Here is an 18,242-nt window from a genome sequence, read left to right as displayed (position 1 = left end):
GGCTGGTGGGCCTCCGACGCCAGCCCGAAGGCAACGTTCCTCGTCACGCCCCCCCAGGAGGCCTGCCCGTCGTTGGCCAACTTCAAGAGGGTGTGCCCCTTCTGGCGCTGCACGTTGGTCTCGCACCAGCGCTGAGTGGTCGGTGTCCAAGATCGGTCCAGCGCGGAAGAGCACCAGAAGGAACGCAGAGTTGATGTAGGCGCGGCCGAATGGTCAACGCGGGAGGGTCGGCGCTTGCTACGGTCCCAGCATGACGCTGTCGGTGCCCCCTGCACGCGCTGTTGATCTGCGGCTCGAGTCGGTGGATGACGTGCTCGATCGCGTGGAGCGGTCTCTACAAGTCTGTATTGACCGGGACACGGTGATCCGTAAACGCCGGTCCGTTGGGGGACGTACGGATCGCGGTACATGGGTGCGCGTGGAGCGGCGGTCGTTCGGGAGGATAGGGGCCCAGGGGGGCAACGGGCCGGAAACAGCCGCTGTCTTGCGTGGCGTGGCCATGCCGGATTGGTACGCGGGGGTGACGTGGCGTGATGGGGCCGAGCCTGTCATGTGGCGTGCCGATGAAACGGAGCTGATCACCGCGCCACCTGTTGCGCAAGCGGCCTTGGTGATCGAGGACCCACGGCTGCCAAGCACATGGTGGACCGCGCTGAACGCCACGCTCGATGCACTCGCCACACAGCACACCCCTCGTATCGCGACGCCGGATACCGAGTCGATCACGCAAGACGTGGTGGACGTGACCATCCGTGCGGTCTTCCCCGAGCTTCCTGATCTCTCGGTCGACGAATGGGCTCCGGCGCACGCGGACCTCACCTGGGCCAACGTGACCGGCCCGGACTTCTGCGTAATCGACTGGGAGGACTGGGGGATGGCACCCCGAGGGCTGGACGCCGCGACGCTGTGGGGCAATGCCCTCGCAGTACCGGCTCTCGCAGATCGCGTATGGCGTGAGCGACGGCCGGACTTGGAGAGCAGGTCCGGCCGCCTGATGGCGCTGTTCTTCTGCACGAAGGTCGTTGGGCCACATTCGCACGAGGCAGACCCCCGGCTGGTGCCCGCGCGGAAGGAAGCCGCTCGCCTCGCCCGTGAACTTCAGTCCGTCTGACGCCCGTCGTGCAGGAGGCGGCGGTAGTGGTCTACCGTCTGCTGGTCCACTTGGTAGTCCAGGGATCCGACCAGCTCACGCAGATGGTCGATGCTGCTGGTGCTCACAGCAACCTTGTCCACGGCGGGCAGGGCGAAGGCGGTCCGGAAGGCGGCCTGGGCTGGAGTGCAATGCTGCGCATCTCGGATGAAGACCCGCGGGTCGAATCTCTCCCACAGTGGTTCCGACGTGCTCCCACCGAAAGGGCTCATGCCCCACACCGCCGAGGGCTGCCATCGTCTGCTGATGAGTTCGGCGGCCTCCAAGGTCTCGATGCCGACCAGCAGGCCGGCGCGGACCATGAGGACATCGGGGCGGGGAAGTCCGCCTCCGCTGAGTCCGGCCAGCGTTCGCGGGTCCCAGGACGAGATTCCCCAGGAGCCGCACAGCCCGCGCGCGGTGGCGTCCACCAGTACAGAGCAGGCGTCGACCAGGCTGTCAGGCGCCGATGTCTCGGGTACTCGGACGAGGCTGTGCTCGGGGTTGTGCAGGAACACCAGGTCCGGCTCTCTCCCCAGGTCCTGGACGGCTTCCTCAACGGCGGCGCGCAGGCGATCGGGGTCGAGGGAATGCGCTGGCGCACCGCTTGCCGGGAAGTATCCGACCTTCGTGGACACCGTGAACTTGGACAGCAGATCGCCGGCCTTGCTCGCCAGGGTTTGATGCGCGCGGAACCCCATGTAGTTGGAACTGGTGTCGATCGCGGTGACGCCGAGGTCCGCGGCACTGGTCAGGAGACTGCGTTCGTGACGAGATCGGTGTAGCCCGAGGACAACTCGAGTGTGAGCGGCGCGCACATCTCCTCCTCCACCAGGATCTCGGCCACCTCTTTCACCTCGGCACCCACCACGACCGATGCCTGGTCCAGGTGGACTGGCGTGCCGCTGAGCAGGAGTCGCAGTGCGGGAAGCGCTTTGGCTGCGAGGGTGAGCTTCTTGCCCGAGGTCATGACATCGACCGTCGTGCCGTTCTCCGTGATCCGGGGCCGAAAGTGGGTGGTGCACACCACGGAGTTGAGCGGGCCGAAGATGTCCAAGAACGGCACGTGGCGAGCGAGAGTCGTTTCCTGCTCATACGCCCCCAGGAAGTCGGTGGGTGCGCGCTCGCCGATCAACTCCGTGGCGGCCGCCGCCAGCAGCCGGTTGTCGGCCCCGCTTTGGCGGTCGAGATCACGCCGGAAGGTCTCGCGCTCGCGGGACCAGTCGGCCAGCCAGGCGAGCCAGCTCGCTCCCGTGCGCTTGGTGATCCCGAACGTTACGTGCAGGCTCCTTCCCGAGCCGCTGCCGGTTCGAGTTGCCTGGTGCCAATGTCCTCGTGGGATGTGCATGACGTCTCCGGTCCTCATCACGCCGGACCAAACGATGTTGTCACTCGGGGTGGTGTTGGGGTCGGCGTCCCGATACATGGGGGCACTTCGGGACGTTCCGCGTACCTCCCATTCCTTCTCACCCGCGAGCTGGACGATGAGCACGTCGTGGTCATCCCAGTGCAGCGGGAAGCCAGCGGCATCGTTCGTGGTCAGGTACGCGTTGACCTGCACCCGTTCGTGCGACCACCACTGCAACGCCCGGCATGCGACTTCCATCGTCGGATCGAAGACGTTCACCTGGTCGAGGATGAGCGTCGCCCCCTCGCGCAAGAGCCCGCCGAGGCTGCGCAAGTTGACCATGGAAATGCTCTGGCACCGAGGACTGACGCTGTCGGTGTAGTAGACGGCCGGGTGAACTTCCTCGCCCCTGCGGAAGCACCGGAACTGGGGGCGACTGAGGCTCCTGCGCATGACGATGTCGAGCATGCGGCTCGGGGTGAGGATGCGTGAGGCGAGCGCCGTGTCATCGACATGACCTCGCACGAAGCCCTTGCCGAGTACTTCGGCACCATTCCATCCAAGTGCCGCCTCAATGGCACTGATCAAACGATGTTCCACCATTGCCTCCTTATGATTTCGACCACGTGGCACACACGATCGGCGAGGGCAAGCCCGGCGGGCCGCGCCGGCCCTCGCCGCCGCTTGGGACTACTCGATGTCGTTCAAGTTGCCGTCACCGCCCGGCCACGGCGCATCACCAGAGCTGCCCTGGTTGTCCGACCGGAGGCTGTCGTACCGGTCATGGACGGCGGTCAGTTCCTCCACCGCCACCAGAAGGCCGCTCTTGGCCGCGGGCGTCACGCTTTCTGCCACCCTGTGCTCCTTCCTCATCGGGGCTCCCGCCCAAGGCGGGGCAGGAGCTCTCGGGTCACCCGCGCCTTCCTCAGCGCAGGCGTTGGGCATTGGAGTTGTGCGGCTCGACGCCTCCTCGGAGGCAGGAGGAGCCGACGCAAACCGCCCGTGTCGCATGCCGTTCCGTGTACTCGGGCGGCGACATTGGGAATCACACGGGCACAAGGTCCTTCTTCCGCAGGCCCTCCAGGACCCGGACGAGAAGGGCCACGTCGGGTTCCCGGAGCTCGACCGCGGCGCGGCCTTGCCCGTACCAGTCGCCGAGCGCCCTCTTCCAGGCGATCTCTGCCTCCATGACCTCGGCACGAATCTCGCCCATGGCCAACTCCGCTTCGATGCGTAGCCGCGCGAGATCAGCAGGGGTGATACGCAGAGGCTCAGCGAGCATGACAATGTCCGGATCGTCAGGCGGGCGTACCGGGCCAAAGCTGACCTCCACGCACGCCTCGGGGCACGGATCGTCGGACAGCTCGTCCACGGACAGGAGCCGTAAGGCGATCCTGGGCGCGATTGTTGACCGCCTCACGCTTTTGGCTCCTCGGCCTTGAGCCGCAGTTCCGCCCAGACGACCTTTCCCCACCGATGCCTGTCGTAGCCCCAGCGGTGGCTCAGGGCATTGACGAGGAGAAGACCGCGGCCGGTTTCGGAGCTGACACCTGGGCCGCGGAGCGCCGGGGCTGCTCGGGATTTGTCCGCTACGGCGATTCGGACCCGACCTTCCCCAACGAGTCCCACGGTGATGCGGACCAGGCGACAGCGCGTGTGGTCGATGGCATTGCTGACCAGTTCGGAGACGATCAGCCTGCTCGCATCCGTGAGATCGCCCAGTCGCCACGTGTGCAGCGCCGCTGTGACCAGGAGACGGGCGCGGCGGGCGGCCTCGGGCTCGCACTGCAAGGTCTCGCTGTAGCCAGGCGCACCCATCGCGTTCGCTCTGGTTGCGGTCATCGTCATGGAGCCATCTCCTCTTGGGCGGGGCCCGGCCCTGACAGGGGGCGCAGGGCCGGGTTTTTGTCTACGCCGCCGCGCGCGGGGTACCTCGGGCCCGGCTGGCGGCATGTGACCAGTCAACGGCTTCGACGGGGCGGGAAGAGACTCCGAGAGGTGACCCCAAGACGGAGTCACCACACGGTTGCTGCACGTAGCATCGAGTCAACGCTCAGTAGGGGGACGGCTGATGGGCCGCGAGGCAACGGACCCGCGCAAGATCGTCGCGGGAATGCTCGACGACGCTCGCTTACTCGCGGCGTGCGCGGAACGCGACATGGGCGCGCTGTTCCGTCTGCTCAACCACCGAGGCGTCAGCACTCGGCGCCTCGCAGCGGCAGTCGACATCACCCAAGGGCGGCTCTACGACTACATGAACGGCAAGAGCCGGGTGGAGAAGTTAACGCTGTTCGAGCAGATCGCGGACGCCTTCCACATCCCCGGGCGTCTTCTTGGACTGGCGCGACGGGATTGGGAGCCGCAAGCCGTCAAGCCGCATCAGCAACGAACGGAGACGCCTCCGGACGGCGACGACCTCGCTGCCATGGATGCCTTCCGCACAGCCGACCGTCAGACCGGCGGAGGGCGCCTGTACCAGGCAGTGGTCCAGCACCTCAGCGACCGCGTAGCCCCACGTCTGGTCGATACCGACAGCGGGCCACAGGTCTTCGCCGCCGCGGCGGCCCTGACGGAGATGGCCGGATGGATGGCTCACGACTCTGGCCAGGACGACCTGGCAGCACTCCACTTCGCCCGCGCCCTGCCACTCGCCCGTACGTCCGGTGACCTGCCACTGGCTGCCCACATAGCCGCGAGCAGCAGCCATCTCGCACTCCAGACCGGGGACACATCCCGCGCCGCACACTGGGCCCGGACCGGCCTGGGCCTTGCCGAAGAAGGCCCTCGGATTCCCACGCTGACCGCCCGCCTCCACACCATGCATGCCCGCGCCCTGGCCGCCGCGTCCCAGCACACACCGGCCGGCCGCGCCCTGGATCGGGCCCACGGCGCACTCGTCGCCTCCGCGGACTCCGAACACCCCTGGCTGAGCCCTTTCGACGCCGCCGCGCTGGCCAGCGAGGCGGCCCTTGTTCTGCGCGACCTGGAACAGTACGACCAGGCACTGTCACACGCTGAGGACGCGGTCCGTCTCCGGGAGGTCGGACGGGCCCGCTCGCTGGCCCTGAGTCGCATCACACTCGCCGGTATCCATGTGCACCAGGCCGATCTCGACGCCGCCGTAAGCGTCGGCCACGACCTGCTCAGTACAAGCCCGACCCTTGGCTCCATTCGCGTTGTGCACCAACTCGACGAACTGCGGAGCCTTTTGGAGCCACACATGACGTGCGGACCAGTACGGGAGTACCTGGTGCGGTTCGACGAGGCGCGGCGCGCAAGAATGCTTCTGCTGGCCGACATCATCACGCCCAGGGGAGGCATGCCTACATGAGACCCACACCTGCCGACCCCGACGCCTGGAATGCGTACCTCGCCGAGGGCAACGCCAAGCAAGCCCGAAAGCGCGTCGCGGCAGATGTGCTCCTTCGAGATCCTTCCGGTCGCGTGCTCCTCGTGAACCCCACCTACAAGCCGGGCTGGGACCTGCCCGGAGGCATGGCCGAGGCGAACGAGCCGCCGGAGCGCGCGGCGCGGCGCGAGCTCCGGGAGGAGTTGGGCCGGAACGTACAACTGCTTGGGCTCCTGGTCGTGGACTGGGTCGCTCCCCACGGACCCTGGGACGACCAGATCGCCTTCATCTTCAACGGTGGAACTCTTGACGCCGTCGACGAGCTGCGTCCACACGACCAGGAGTTGTCCGAAGCCCGGTTCGTGGCGGTGGACAAAGCTCGGGAGCTGGTCAGTACGCGGCTGCGGAACCGCCTGGATGCTGCGTTGCGGGCGCTGGAGGTGGGACGGCCGCTGTACTTGCACGACGGGGCGGTGGCGTGGTGATCACATCGCGGCAGACTCCGACTGTGTCATCGTGAGGCGCAGTGTTGTCGTGGGTGCTGGGCGTCCGGACTCACAATGTGCTGCTCGTCGAGGCCGGACGTGGTGCCGAGATGAGGGTGTCCGCCGTGGGGCCCGACTGAGCCTCCCCGGCCCAGTCGGCAGCTGTCGCCTGCGCGGCATTTCATTATGGCCCGTCCTCCGCTCGGTCAGTCGGCGACAGCGACGCCGTAGCCGCGGGCAAGAGTGTCGAGGCCGTAGTCGTAGCCCTGGCCGACGGTGCGCAGGCGCCAGAGGGGACCGCGGCGGTAGATCTCGGCGAGGAGCACGGTGCGCTCGGTGGTGGCGGCGTCCAGCGTGGCCTGCACGAGAGGAGCCGCGCTGGTGCCGGGGCCGGAGCTGATCTGGATGGCGCCGACGTCACCGAACGTGGGTGTGCCGTCGATGGCGGCCGCGACGACGACCTTACGGGCCGAGGGCGGCAGCGTGGCGAGGCCGACGCTGATGGTCTGCTCGGTCGGGCCGTCGCTGAGGAGCCGTACGGTTCCGCCCGGATTCTCCGGGGCGCCGTAGAAAACGAAGTCCTCGTCGAAGGAGACCTGGTCGTCCTCGTCGACCACGAAGGCGACCACGTCGATCTCGCACGCCGTCTGCTGTGCCCAGGTGGCGGTCACGGTCCAACGGCCCGCCAAGAACGGCAGGTCCACGACGCCGCCGCGCGGCAGTACGCGCGAGGCCTCACGTCCGTGGTCGATGGACGGCTGTGAGTCAATGACCGGGGCATCGAGCCAGGCGGCGTCGTGGGTGGGGAATGCGAGGGAGGTGATCCGGCGCATCCGGCGATCGGTGTCGCCACCGTCGAGAAGAACGACGTCGGTGACGCCGGCGGACAGATTGATGGCGGCGGCTCCTCCGAGCTCGACAATGCGCGTACGGGCGGCCACCGCTTCGGGGTGTGTGCCGCCGAGTACGAGCACACGCCGCCCGGTCAGAGGACGTTCCCGCTCCTCAGTGCGCCCGGCGGACCTCTGCTTGCGGCTCGGCTGGACCGGTTCGGGTCGTACCGCAAGGGCCGGGAGCCGGGGTTCGGGGCTGACTGCGTCGGTCTGGCGCAAGGAACGAGCCGCGGGCACGGGCGGGGGTGCGGAAGCCGAGGGAGCGACGAATGCGGTGGCGGGACCCGCTTCTTCGTGCGGCGTCCCGGGCCGGACGTCGCCCAACAGGCGCAGGAAGGTGTGCTCGTCGATGACCGGCACACCTTCGGCCTGCGCCCGACGGGCTTTGGTGGAACCGGACAGTGAGTCGTTGGTGACCAGAACGCTGGTGTGCCGGCTGACGGAGGTCATCATGTTGAGCCCGGCGGCCACAGCCCGTCCGATCAGCTCTGCACGCGAACTCTGGGTCTCCCCGCTGATGGTTATCTTCATTCCCTGCGCCAGCGGCCCGCCTTCCACGAGCCGCCCTGGGTTACGGAAGGCGCACGGCGTTTTGGGCGGCTTGGGCGCGAACTGTGGGTCCTGCCTGGGCGGGCAGGCCACCAGGGGCAGCGGCAGATCAAGTCGCCCCGCCTCCCGCAGCGAAGCGCGCAAGATTCCGGCAAGTACTCGGGTGTCGTCCAGGGCGTCGTGCGCTTTCGCCTGCGGGACGCCGTAGTGGGCCGCGAGCGTGCCCAGCTTCAGGTCGTCGGTGGGCGGATCGACACGCCGGTTCAGCGCCAGCGTGCAGAGCCGTTGGGTGACCGGCAGCCACATCCGGGACCGGGCGAACTCGTGCGCGAGGAAGTCATAGTCGAACTGGGCGTTGTGCGCGACCAGGACACGTTGCTGCAGCATTGCGCCGATCCGCCCGGCCACCTGGTCGAAGGTCGGAGCACCGCGCAGCTGCTCGGCCGTCAGCCCGTGCACGTGCACCGGCCCCGGATCGCAGCCGGGGTTCACCAGCGTCGAGAACTCCCCGGTCTGCTCTCCGTCCGGGCCCAGAGTCACCACTGCGACGGACAGCACCCGATCGCGGCGTGGGATCAGCCCGGACGTCTCCACGTCGACCAGCGCCCAGTCGAAGGCGTAGTCACGCAGGCCGGACAAGTCGGCGGCGGAGGACGCGAGAGACATGGCAGCAAGGATGATGTGAAATTCGTCCGCTCTTCAACCCGGATGCCTAATCATCCCCATACGTACCTGCCGGACGGCAACAAAAAGCATTGTGCGACGCACACTCGCCCGCCTGTCCGTCCTCGACCGCAGGGCGGACTCGATGACCGACTCGGATGCACGCGCGCGCAAAAATTTCCGGAAGTTGTCGCGACGGACACCCCGCCCCTCCCCGTAGAGCAGATGTCAGAGCTGCTCCACGGCCGGCTGAAGGGTGTACCGGATGGGTGTCGAGATCTGTGTGGAAGGGCTCACCAAGTCCTTCGGCCACCAGATCATCTGGCAGGACGTCTCGCTGACGCTGCCCGCCGGAGAGATCTCGGTCATGCTCGGGCCCTCGGGCACGGGCAAGTCGGTGTTCCTCAAGACGCTCGTCGGGCTGCTCAAGCCCGACCGCGGGTCGATCCGGGTCGCGGACCGGGACATCACCAGGCTCCGCGAGCACGACCTCTACGAGGTGCGGAAGCTGTTCGGGGTCCTCTTCCAGGACGGTGCCCTCTTCGGGTCGATGAGCCTGTACGACAACATCGCCTTCCCGCTGCGCGAGCACACCCGTAAGCCGGAGAGCGAGATCAGGCGGATCGTCCTCGAGAAGATGGACATGGTCGGGCTGATCGGGGCCGAGGAGAAGCTGCCCGGCGAGATATCGGGTGGTATGCGCAAACGGGCCGGGCTGGCGCGGGCGCTCGTGCTCGATCCGGAGATCATCCTCTTCGACGAGCCGGACTCGGGTCTCGACCCGGTGCGGGTGGCCTATCTCAACCAGCTGATCGTCGATCTCAACGCGCAGATCGACGCGACCTTCCTGATCGTCACCCACGACATCGCCTCGGCCCGCCAGGTGCCGGACAACATCGGGCTGCTGTTCCGCCGGGAGCTGGTGATGTTCGGGCCCCGCGAGAAGCTGTTGACGAGCGACGAGCCGGTCGTACGGCAGTTCCTGAACGGCCGGATGCAGGGCCCGATCGGCATGGCGGAGGAGAAGGACGCCGCCCAGGTCGCGCAGGAGCTGGCGCAGCTCGACGAAGGCCAAGGCGCAGGCGCGGGCGCAGGCGCAGGCGCAGGCAAGAAGGGGGGCAAGGACAAGCGACTCGTCGGCGGCGGCGTCGAGGGCATGACGCCCCGTCTGCTGCCGAGCACCGGGATCACCCGGCCGCCCCGCTGGGAGACCATCGCCAAGCGTGAGGCGGTGGCGCGCGCATGAGCCCCTCCCCCGTCGGCGCGCTCCGGCACTCCGGCAGCCTCTTCGCGATGGCTCTGGACGTCCTCAGGACGCTCCCCCGACGGCCCTTCCAAGTGCGTGAGTTCATCCAGCAGGCCTGGTTCATCGCGAGCGTCACGATCCTGCCCACCGCGCTCGTCTCCATCCCGTTCGGCGCGGTCATCGCCCTGCAGATCGGCAGCCTGACCCGGCAGCTCGGCGCCCAGTCGTTCTCGGGCGCGGCCTCGGTGCTGGCGGTGCTGCGCGAGGCCTCGCCGATCGTCACCGCGCTGCTGATCGCGGGGGCCGGCGGCACGGCGATCTGCGCGGACCTCGGGGCGCGCAAGATCCGTGAGGAGATCGACGCGATGCAGGTGCTGGGGATCGATCCGATCCACCGGCTTGTCGTCCCCCGGGTGCTGGCCTCGATGGTGGTCGCGGTGCTGCTGAACGGCCTGGTGTCGGTGGTCGGAGTGGCCGGCGGCTACTTCTTCAACGTCATCCTTCAGAACGGCACGCCCGGCGCCTATCTGGCCTCGTTCACCACGCTCGCGCAGCTGTCGGACCTGTGGGCGGCCGAGCTGAAGGCCCTGGTGTTCGGCGCGATCGCCGCGATCGTCGCCTCGTACAAGGGGCTGACGGCCAAGGGCGGGCCGAAGGGTGTCGGCGACGCGGTGAACCAGTCGGTCGTCATCACCTTCATGTTGCTCTTCGTCACGAACTTCGTGATGACCGCCGTGTACTTCCAAATCGTTCCGCAGAGGGGCTGACCCATGGCCCTGTTGCACCGTCTCGAGGAGCTGGGTGCCCAGCTCTCCTTCTACGGGCGTTCGCTGGCCTGGACCGGCCGCACCCTGCGCCGCTACAAGAAGGAGGTCCTGCGGCTGCTGGCCGAGGTGAGCTTCGGCCGCGGCGCGCTGGCCGTGGTCGGCGGCACCGTCGGCGTGATCGCGTTCCTGTCGTTCTTCACGGGCACCGAGGTGGGCCTGCAGGGGTACGCGGCGCTCAACCAGCTGGGCACCTCCAACTTCGTTGCCTTCCTGTCGGCGTACTTCAACACCCGTGAGATCGCTCCGCTGGTGGCCGGGCTCGCCCTGTCCGCGACCGTCGGCGCCGGGTTCACCGCGCAGCTCGGCGCGATGCGGATCAGCGAGGAGACCGACGCCCTGGAGGTGATGGGCGTCCCCTCGCTGCCGTTCCTCGTGACCACGCGGATGATCGCCGGTTTCGTCGCCGTCATCCCGCTGTACGTGGTCGGGCTGCTGTCGTCGTACTTCGCCGCCCGGACCATCACCACCGGCTACTACGGGCAGTCCGCCGGCACGTACGACCACTACTTCCAGCAGTATCTGCCGCCGGTCGACGTGCTGTGGTCCTTCGGCAAGGTGATCGTCTTCGCCGTCGTGATCATCCTCGTGCACTGCTACTACGGCTACTACGCGAGCGGCGGACCCGCCGGGGTGGGCGTCGCGGTCGGCCGGGCGGTGCGCACCTCGATCGTCGCCATCAACGTCCTGGACTTCTTCCTCAGCCTGGCGATCTGGGGCGCCAGCACGACCGTACGGATTGCGGGGTAGGGCCGGTGCACGTTCGACTGCGGATCTACGGCATCGTCTTCATCGTCGTCATCGCCCTGCTGCTGTCGCTGTCCGTCGCCGTCTACAGGCAGGCGTTCGTCCCGGTCGTCCGGGTCACGCTGGAGGCCGGGACGCTCGGCAACCAGCTGGAGCCGCGGGCCGACGTCAAGCTGCGCGGGCTGCTGGTGGGCGAGGTTCGCGAGGTGCGCGCCGACGGTGAGAAGGCGACACTCGGCCTCGCCCTCAAGCCGGAGCACGTCTCCCTCATCCCGTCCGATGTGCGAGCCCGGCTGCTGCCCAAGACGCTCTTCGGGGAGAAGTACGTCGACCTGGTGGCGCCCGCGGAGCCTTCCCGGCGGCACATCCGCGCCGGGGACGTCATCACCCAGGACCGGACCACGGTCGGACTCGAGCTGCAGCAACTGATGAACGACCTGCTGCCCCTGCTGCGGACGGTACGGCCGGCCGAACTGAACGCCACCCTGTCGGCGTTCGCGACCGCCCTCGAGGGCCGCGGCGACCGGATCGGCGCCAACCTCACCCGCGTCGAGGACTATCTGTCCCGGCTCAACCCGCACATGCCCTCGCTCAAGGAGGACATCGCGCGGTTCGCGGATGTGGCCGAGGTGTACGGGGACGCGGCGCCGGATCTGCTGAGGATCCTGCGGAACACGGTCACCACCAGCCGGACCCTTGTCGAGAAACGGGACCGGCTGGCCGATCTGTTCACCGCCACGGCCGGCGTCGCCAGGACCGCGGACGCCTTCCTGAACGAGAACGGGGAACGGCTCATCACCCTCGGCCGTGTCTCCCGGCCCACGCTGGCGCTGTTCGCCCGCTACGCACCCGAGTACCCGTGTCTCCTCGAAGGCCTGGTGCGGCAGGAGACGGAATCGGAGAAGGCTTTCAGAGGCGGAGAAATGCGTATCACTCTCGAAGTCGCCCGCCCGCGGCCCGCTTACCGGCCGGGCGAGGAGCCCCGCTATGCGGAGCGCTCGGGGCCCGACTGCCACGGTCTGCCCGGTCCACAGGTCCCGGCACCGCACACCAAGCTCGACGACGGTACGTCGAGCGCATCGTCGAGCGGGTCCCCGGTGGCCCCGGTGCCCCCGGTGTCCGGCACCGCGGCCGAGCAACGGGCCGTCGGCTCCCTCGTGGCTCCGGTCATGGGCGTTCCGGCCGACGAGGTGCCCGCCGTCGCGACCCTGCTCTTCGGGCCGATGGCCCGCGGGACGGCGGTGAGCGTCGCATGAGCGCCCTGAGGACCGCGGCGCCCCTGGCCAAGTTCGGCGTCTTCGCCGTGGTGACCGTGCTCGCGACCGCACTGCTGGCCGCGACGATCGTCGGCGTCTCCTTCACTCCCGAGCACACCTACAGGGCCGTGTTCAGCGATGTCACCAGCCTGGAGGAGGGCGACGACATCAGGGTGGCCGGGGTGCGCGTCGGCGAGGTGACCGGCATCCGCATCAAGGACCGGACGCTGGCCGAGGTCACCTTCTCCGTCACCCGCGACCGCCCGCTGCTCACCAGCACCGGCGCGGTCATCCGCTACCGCAGTCTGGTGGGACAGCGGTACATCGCGCTGACGGAGGGCGCGGGCGACGGCACCAGGCTGGCGCCCGGCGGGCGAATCCCCCTTTCCCGTACGCAGCCCGCGCTCGATCTGAACGCGCTGCTGGGCGGCTTCAAGCCGCTGTTCGCCGCGCTCAGCCCCGAGGACGTGAACCAGCTCGCCACCGAGATCATCCGGACGCTCCAGGGCGAGGGCGGCACGGTGAACAGCCTGCTCGCCCACACCGCCTCGCTCACCACCACGCTCGCCGACCGCGACGAGCTGATCGGCTCGGTGATCGACAACCTCAACGCGGTGCTGTCCACCCTGGACAAGCGTGGCTCCCGTTTCTCCGGGCTGCTCAAGCAGCTGCAGCGGGTGATCTCCGGACTCTCCGCCGACCGCAAGCCCATCGGGGACTCGCTGGTGAACATCAACAACCTGACGGAGGCCACGTCGGGCCTGCTGGAGGACGCCCGGCCGCCGCTGCGCGAGGACATCGCCGGGCTGGCCGAGCTCACCGCGACGCTGAACGACAACGAGAAGACCGTGGAGGGCGTGCTGAAGCGGCTGCCGAACAAGCTCGACAAGCTGACGGGGACCGCCTCGTACGGCTCCTGGTTCAACTTCTACCTCTGCGACTTCGACGGCCGGATCGTGCTGCCGAAGACCGAGGAGGTGCTCACTCCCGAGCTCCACGTCTCCCGGGCGAGGTGCGCATGAAGACAGGCACGAGGATCCGCATGAGGAGGCGCCCGAAGCCGCGCATGGTCCCGTTCCGCGACCGCAACCCCGTGACCGTCGGGGCGGTCGGGCTCACCGCCCTGGCCCTGCTGGCCGTCGCCGCCTTCAACGCCGACGATCTGCCGCTCATCGGCAGCGGGGAGACGTACAGCGCGGCCTTCTCGGAGGCGGGCGGTCTCAAGCCCGGCGACGAGGTCCGTATCGCCGGGGTGAAGGTCGGCAAGGTCGACGAGGTTGACCTGGACGGAGACCACGTCAAGGTGGTCTTCCGGATCAAGGGCGAGCCCGAGTTCGGCACCAGGACAGGCGCCGCCATCCGCGTCAAGACGGTCCTGGGCGCCAAGTACCTCGCACTGGAGCCGAAGGGGCCCGGTCTGCTGCGGCCGGGCAGCGAGATCCCGCTGAGCCGGACGACGCCCGCGTACGACGTCGTGACGGCCTTCAGCGATCTGACCACCACGACGGAGAAGGTCGACACGCAGCGGCTGGCGACGGCGCTGGACACCATCTCCACCACCTTCGAGGACTCCCCCGCCGACGTCCGGGCGTCCATCAAGGGCCTGTCGGAGATCTCCCGCACGGTGGCGTCCCGCGACCGGGCGCTGCGCGAACTGCTCGACCACGCCAACGGGGTCAGCGGTGTGCTCGCGGAACGGTCCGGCGAGTTCTCCACGCTGGTGAAGGACGGCGACGCGCTGTTCAAGGAGATCGCCAGGCGGCGGGCGGCGATCCATGCGCTGCTCAAGAGCTCGGCCGCGCTCGGAATCCAGCTGTCCGGGCTGGTCAAGGACAACAGCAAGGAGATCGGTCCAGCGCTCGAGGGCCTGAACTCGGTGGTCTCCATGCTGGAACGCAACCAGTCGGCGCTCGACCGCAGCATCAAGCTGCTCGCGCCCTATGTGCGGGTCTTCACCAACACCCTCGGCAACGGCCGCTGGTTCGACAGCTACATCCAGAACATGGTCGCCACTCCGGTGGCCCCGCGGACGGGAGGTTCCTCATGAACGCGCGCCTGCTCCGCCGCGCCGCACTGGCCACCGCGCTGGCGGTCGTCGCCGCCGTCACCGTGGTGCTGTGGCCGCAGCCGGATCCGGTGCGGGTCACGGCGTATTTCCCGCGCACGGTCGGCATCTATCCCGGTTCCGACATACGGGTGCTGGGCGTCCGGATCGGTGAGGTCGCGGAGATCGTCCCGGAGGGCGAACGGGTGCGCGTGACCCTGGAGTACGACGCCGGGCGCAAGGTACCCGCCGACGCCAGGGCCGCCCTCATCAACTCCTCGGTGGTCAGCGACCGTTACGTCCAGCTGCTGCCGGTGTGGCGCAGCGGACCGGCGCTGCGGAGCGGCGATGTCATCCCGGAGGAGCGGACCGCCGTACCGGTCGAGCTGGACCGCGTCTTCGACAGTCTGCACACGACGGCGGAGGCGCTGGGCCCGCGCGGCGCGAACAAGGACGGTTCGCTGGCACGGCTGCTCGGCGTGAGCGCGGACAACCTGGAGGGCCAGGGCGAGAACCTGCACCGGACGGTGGAGGATCTCTCGCTGGCCGTCACCACCCTGTCGGACGGCAGGCAGGACCTGTTCGGCACCCTGCGCAATCTGCAGGTGTTCACGGCCGCGCTGGCCGCCGACGACAAGAACGTCCGGTCGTTCAACGACAGTCTGGCCCAGGTGGCGGGCCAGCTCGCCGGGGAGCGCAAGGACCTCGCGGCCGCCCTGCGGCACCTGGGCACGGCGCTCGCCGATGTGTCCGACTTCGTGAGGAAGAACAAGAAGTCGCTCACGTCGAACGTCGAAGGACTGAGCAAGGTCACCAAGGTGCTGGTCACCCAGCGCGCCGCGCTCGCGGAGCTCCTGGAGGTCGCCCCGGCGGGCCTGTCGAATCTGCAGAACGCCTACAACGCGGGGTCAGGAACCCTCGACACCCGCAACAACCCGGAGCAGGCGCAGGATCCGGCCGCGCTGCTGTGCTCGCTGCTCAGCACGACCGGGGAGGCGAGGACCGCGGACTGCCGGGAGCTGGAGGAACTGTTCGGCTCGCTCCCGGAGCTCGGGTCGGCCGGCGCCCTGCCCGCCTCCGGGGCCGGCTCGGTCGACCGGACGCTCGGCGGAATCCTGGAGGCTCACGCATGAGGGGACTGCGCAGAGCCACGGCGGTGTGGGCGGCGGCCGGTTCGCTGCTCCTGACGGGCTGCGAGTTCAACGGTCTGTACGACGTCGGGCTGCCCGGTGGGGCGGCCGCCGACGGCGACGCCTATCGGGTCACCGTCGAGTTCAGGGACGTCCTCGACCTCGTGCCGCAGTCCGCGGTCAAGGTCAACGATGTCACCGTAGGCGCCGTCGAGAAGGTGGAGCTGAAGGGCTGGCACGCCCGCGTCCGGCTGCGCATCTCGGACAAGGTGAAGCTGCCCGGCAATGCGATCGCCGAGCTGCGGCAGACCAGCATGCTCGGCGAGAAGTACGTGGCGCTGTCCGCCCCGGTGGACACCGCACCGGTCGGCAGGCTCACCGACGGCGCCGGCATCCCGCTGTCCCGCAGCGGACGCAACCCGGAGATCGAGGAGGTGCTGTCGGCGCTGTCGGCACTCCTCAACGGCGGCGGCGTCGCCCAGCTCAAGACGATCACCACGGAGCTCAACAAGGCGCTGGAGGGACGGGAGAACCGCGTCAAGTCCCTGCTCACGGAGCTGAACACCTTCATCGGCGGGCTCGACACCCAGCGCAAGGAGATCGTCCGCGCGCTCGACGGCATCGACCGGCTGGCCGAGCGGCTCGGGCAGGAGAAGAAGACGATCGCCCAGGCCGTCGACACTCTCCCGCCCGCCCTGAAGGTGCTCGCCGACCAGCGCCGCAACCTGACGTCCATGCTCACGGCGCTGTCGAAGCTCGGCACGACCGGCACCAGGGTCGTCAACGCGTCACAGGCGGATGTGATCGCCAACCTGCGGAGCCTGCGGCCCGTCCTGGAACAGCTGGACAAGGCGGGCGACGATCTGCCCAACGCCCTGGAACTGCTGACGACGTATCCGTTCCCGCGCAACGCCGTGGACGCCATCAAGGGCGACTACGTCAATCTCAAGGTGACCGCCGACCTGGACCTGGCGAGCATCTACGGCAATGTCACCGAAGAACCCGGGAAGCCGGGAGAGCCGGCGAAGCCCGGGCTCCCCGGAGTCCCCGATGTGCCGGACGTGCCCGGCCTCCCGGGAGTCCCCGGGGTGCCGGCGCCCACGGCGCTGCCGCAGCCACCGGACGTACCGAAGGCTCCTGGCACCCCCTCCGATCCGCCGGGCGGCGGGGAGGTGCTCTGCCCTCCGGTGTGCACGGGCACTCACGTCTCGTACGACGACAGGGGCGACGACGGCGACCGGGCCGGGATCGATCTCGCTCTCGCCGAGCTCATGCTGAAGGGGATGCTGCCGTGATCACACGTACGGTCAAGGCTCAGTTGCTCGCCTTCGCCACCGTCACCGTCGTCGGCGTGTCGTACGTCGGCGCCCGCTACACAGGCCTCGCCGACGCCCTCCTCGATCGCGGGTACACCGTACGGGCCGACTTCGCCGACTCCGGCGGCATCTTCACCGGCGCCGAGGTCACCTATCGCGGGGTCCCGGTCGGCCGCGTCGGGGAGCTCGGGCTGTCCGGCCCGGACGGTGTCTCGGTCGCGCTGGACCTGGAGGACGACGGGCCTCGGGTCCCGGCGGACACCGTGGCCGTGGTCGCGAACCGTTCGGCGGTCGGCGAGCAGTACGTCGATCTGCAGCCGCGCGCCTCCGGCGGCCCCTACCTGCGGGACGGCAGCACCATCGCCCGCGGGAACACACGGGGGCCGCTGCCCGTGACCGAGCTCGTCCTCAGCCTGGACAAGCTGGTCAACTCCGTCGGCAAGGAGGACCTGCGCGTCACGGTCGACGAGCTGGGCAAGGCGTTCGCAGGCACCGGCCCGCAGCTGAGCCGGCTGGTCGACTCGGGCAACAGCCTGGTCGAGTCGGCGTCCGCCTCGCTCCCGCAGACGGTCGCGCTGATCGAGGACTCCCGCAAGGTCCTGAAGACACAGGCCGACAAGGGCTCCGCCATCAGGTCGTTCTCCCGCGATCTGGCCGCCCTCACTGCCGAGTTGAAGTCCCGTGACGGTGACATCCGCAGGCTGATCGACGCCGGTGCGCCGGCCGCACAGGAGGTCGACTCGCTGCTGACGGCGACCCGGCCCCATGTGCCGGTCCTGCTGGGCAATCTCATCAGCGGCGGTCAGATCACGGTGGCCCGGCTGCCCGGTGTGGAGCAGGCCCTCGTCACGTTCCCCGTGGTGGTCGCGGGCAGCTACACCGTAATCCCGGGCGACGGCACCACCCACTTCGGGCTGGTCGTGAACGCCGACGATCCGCCGCCGTGCCGGCAGGGCTACGGGACGCAGCGGCGCGACCCGGCCGACACGAGCGAACGGCCGGCGAACACCGGCGCGCACTGTGCGGCCCCGCGCGGCGGCCCCACCTCGGTCCGCGGCGCCCAGAACGCCCCCGGCGCCTCGGGGCGCGCCGGGTCCGGCGGTGCGGACCCGGCCGCGTACATCGCCCCGTACGACCCGGAGACCGGCACCGCCGCCGGACCGGACGGGACGCCGGTCGAGATCGGCTCGACCGGCGGTGAACCGAGGGTGTTCGGAAAGGACTCGTGGCAATGGCTGCTCGTCGGACCGATGGCATGAGCGA

Annotated in this window: 18 protein-coding genes; 12 read left to right on the top strand and 6 right to left on the bottom strand. The window is 68.9% G+C overall.

All coding sequences use genetic code 11. The features are described from left to right. Positions 1-250: 250 nt before the first annotated feature. Positions 251-1,111 carry a hypothetical protein gene (locus ABT078_RS01250; protein ID WP_351222494.1) on the top strand — a complete coding sequence of 287 codons (861 nt, stop codon included), beginning with the start codon at positions 251-253 and terminating at the stop codon, positions 1,109-1,111. Here ABT078_RS01250 and ABT078_RS01245 read toward each other — a convergent pair. From ABT078_RS01245 to ABT078_RS01225, 5 genes are all read right to left on the bottom strand, one after another. Next, a complete protein-coding gene (locus ABT078_RS01245) occupies positions 1,099-1,830 on the bottom strand; it encodes an aldo/keto reductase (protein WP_351222492.1) in 732 nt (243 codons plus the stop codon). The genes ABT078_RS01250 and ABT078_RS01245 overlap by 13 nt on opposite strands. A 50-nt stretch (positions 1,831-1,880) precedes the next feature. Then, on the bottom strand, positions 1,881-3,077 hold the full coding sequence (locus tag ABT078_RS01240) for a JmjC domain-containing protein (protein ID WP_351222911.1): 1,197 nt from the start codon (positions 3,075-3,077) through the stop codon (positions 1,881-1,883). A gap of 90 nt (positions 3,078-3,167) precedes the next feature. Then, the gene (locus tag ABT078_RS01235; protein ID WP_502981125.1) at positions 3,168-3,350 is read right to left on the bottom strand and encodes a hypothetical protein; all 183 of its coding nucleotides are present in this window, start codon (positions 3,348-3,350) and stop codon (positions 3,168-3,170) included. A gap of 172 nt (positions 3,351-3,522) precedes the next feature. Then, positions 3,523-3,849 carry a hypothetical protein gene (locus ABT078_RS01230; protein ID WP_351222488.1) on the bottom strand — a complete coding sequence of 109 codons (327 nt, stop codon included), beginning with the start codon at positions 3,847-3,849 and terminating at the stop codon, positions 3,523-3,525. 44 nt (positions 3,850-3,893) lie between these two features. Continuing rightward, entirely contained in the window at positions 3,894-4,325 is a 432-nt protein-coding gene (locus tag ABT078_RS01225; protein WP_351222486.1) for an ATP-binding protein, read from the bottom strand. A gap of 223 nt (positions 4,326-4,548) precedes the next feature. Between ABT078_RS01225 and ABT078_RS01220 the strand changes: the two genes are divergently transcribed. After that, positions 4,549-5,808, top strand: coding sequence for an NsdA family TPR-like regulatory protein (locus tag ABT078_RS01220; protein ID WP_351222484.1), 1,260 nt, complete (start codon positions 4,549-4,551; stop codon positions 5,806-5,808). After that, positions 5,805-6,311 (top strand): NUDIX domain-containing protein, encoded by a 507-nt coding sequence (locus ABT078_RS01215; RefSeq protein WP_351222482.1) that lies wholly within the window; start codon positions 5,805-5,807, stop codon positions 6,309-6,311. Before ABT078_RS01220 ends, ABT078_RS01215 begins: the two co-directional genes overlap by 4 nt. Positions 6,312-6,517: 206 nt before the next feature. Here the strand turns inward: ABT078_RS01215 and ABT078_RS01210 are convergent, their stop codons facing one another. Next, complete coding sequence (locus ABT078_RS01210; protein WP_351222480.1) at positions 6,518-8,419, bottom strand: TerD family protein; 1,902 nt, start codon at positions 8,417-8,419, stop codon at positions 6,518-6,520. Positions 8,420-8,681: 262 nt separating this feature from the next. Here ABT078_RS01210 and ABT078_RS01205 point away from each other — a divergent pair, with 262 nt between their 5' ends. From ABT078_RS01205 to ABT078_RS01165, 9 genes are read left to right on the top strand one after another with little or no spacing between them, the layout of a single operon-like run. Then, complete coding sequence (locus ABT078_RS01205; RefSeq protein ID WP_351222478.1) at positions 8,682-9,662, top strand: ABC transporter ATP-binding protein; 981 nt, start codon at positions 8,682-8,684, stop codon at positions 9,660-9,662. After that, positions 9,659-10,429, top strand: a complete 771-nt coding sequence (locus ABT078_RS01200) for an MlaE family ABC transporter permease (protein ID WP_351222476.1) — start codon at positions 9,659-9,661, stop codon at positions 10,427-10,429. Before ABT078_RS01205 ends, ABT078_RS01200 begins: the two co-directional genes overlap by 4 nt. Positions 10,430-10,432: 3 nt before the next feature. Further along, a complete protein-coding gene (locus ABT078_RS01195; protein ID WP_351222475.1) occupies positions 10,433-11,236 on the top strand; it encodes an MlaE family ABC transporter permease in 804 nt (267 codons plus the stop codon). Positions 11,237-11,241: 5 nt separating this feature from the next. Continuing rightward, complete coding sequence (locus tag ABT078_RS01190; protein WP_351222473.1) at positions 11,242-12,489, top strand: MCE family protein; 1,248 nt, start codon at positions 11,242-11,244, stop codon at positions 12,487-12,489. Continuing rightward, the gene (locus tag ABT078_RS01185; RefSeq protein ID WP_351222471.1) at positions 12,486-13,511 is read left to right on the top strand and encodes an MCE family protein; all 1,026 of its coding nucleotides are present in this window, start codon (positions 12,486-12,488) and stop codon (positions 13,509-13,511) included. Before ABT078_RS01190 ends, ABT078_RS01185 begins: the two co-directional genes overlap by 4 nt. A 44-nt stretch (positions 13,512-13,555) precedes the next feature. Further along, a complete protein-coding gene (locus ABT078_RS01180; RefSeq protein ID WP_351222909.1) occupies positions 13,556-14,536 on the top strand; it encodes an MCE family protein in 981 nt (326 codons plus the stop codon). After that, positions 14,533-15,666, top strand: coding sequence for an MCE family protein (locus ABT078_RS01175; RefSeq protein WP_351222469.1), 1,134 nt, complete (start codon positions 14,533-14,535; stop codon positions 15,664-15,666). Before ABT078_RS01180 ends, ABT078_RS01175 begins: the two co-directional genes overlap by 4 nt. Continuing rightward, entirely contained in the window at positions 15,663-16,958 is a 1,296-nt protein-coding gene (locus ABT078_RS01170) for an MCE family protein (RefSeq protein WP_351222467.1), read from the top strand. Before ABT078_RS01175 ends, ABT078_RS01170 begins: the two co-directional genes overlap by 4 nt. After that, positions 16,955-18,238, top strand: coding sequence for an MCE family protein (locus tag ABT078_RS01165; protein ID WP_351222465.1), 1,284 nt, complete (start codon positions 16,955-16,957; stop codon positions 18,236-18,238). The genes ABT078_RS01170 and ABT078_RS01165 overlap by 4 nt, the downstream gene beginning before the upstream one ends. Positions 18,239-18,242: the final 4 nt, after the last annotated feature.

It is taken from the genome of Streptomyces sp. NPDC002133, from assembly GCF_040296405.1.
Taxonomy (GTDB): Bacteria; Actinomycetota; Actinomycetes; order Streptomycetales; family Streptomycetaceae; genus Streptomyces.
The sequence above is the reverse complement of the archived record's forward strand: the minus strand, read 5'-3'. Positions and strand labels throughout refer to the sequence as shown.

Bases quoted from the DNA above. Each gene is read 5' to 3' on its own strand.
- ABT078_RS01250 (WP_351222494.1), top strand. From the start codon at position 251: ATGACGCTGTCGGTGCCCCCTGCACGCGCTGTTGATCTGCGGCTCGAG.
- ABT078_RS01245 (WP_351222492.1), bottom strand. From the start codon at position 1,830: ATGGGGTTCCGCGCGCATCAAACCCTGGCGAGCAAGGCCGGCGATCTG.
- ABT078_RS01235 (WP_502981125.1), bottom strand. From the start codon at position 3,350: ATGAGGAAGGAGCACAGGGTGGCAGAAAGCGTGACGCCCGCGGCCAAG.
- ABT078_RS01225 (WP_351222486.1), bottom strand. From the start codon at position 4,325: ATGACGATGACCGCAACCAGAGCGAACGCGATGGGTGCGCCTGGCTAC.
- ABT078_RS01220 (WP_351222484.1), top strand. From the start codon at position 4,549: ATGGGCCGCGAGGCAACGGACCCGCGCAAGATCGTCGCGGGAATGCTC.
- ABT078_RS01215 (WP_351222482.1), top strand. From the start codon at position 5,805: ATGAGACCCACACCTGCCGACCCCGACGCCTGGAATGCGTACCTCGCC.
- ABT078_RS01210 (WP_351222480.1), bottom strand. From the start codon at position 8,419: ATGTCTCTCGCGTCCTCCGCCGCCGACTTGTCCGGCCTGCGTGACTAC.
- ABT078_RS01205 (WP_351222478.1), top strand. From the start codon at position 8,682: ATGGGTGTCGAGATCTGTGTGGAAGGGCTCACCAAGTCCTTCGGCCAC.
- ABT078_RS01200 (WP_351222476.1), top strand. From the start codon at position 9,659: ATGAGCCCCTCCCCCGTCGGCGCGCTCCGGCACTCCGGCAGCCTCTTC.
- ABT078_RS01195 (WP_351222475.1), top strand. From the start codon at position 10,433: ATGGCCCTGTTGCACCGTCTCGAGGAGCTGGGTGCCCAGCTCTCCTTC.
- ABT078_RS01185 (WP_351222471.1), top strand. From the start codon at position 12,486: ATGAGCGCCCTGAGGACCGCGGCGCCCCTGGCCAAGTTCGGCGTCTTC.
- ABT078_RS01180 (WP_351222909.1), top strand. From the start codon at position 13,556: ATGGTCCCGTTCCGCGACCGCAACCCCGTGACCGTCGGGGCGGTCGGG.
- ABT078_RS01175 (WP_351222469.1), top strand. From the start codon at position 14,533: ATGAACGCGCGCCTGCTCCGCCGCGCCGCACTGGCCACCGCGCTGGCG.
- ABT078_RS01170 (WP_351222467.1), top strand. From the start codon at position 15,663: ATGAGGGGACTGCGCAGAGCCACGGCGGTGTGGGCGGCGGCCGGTTCG.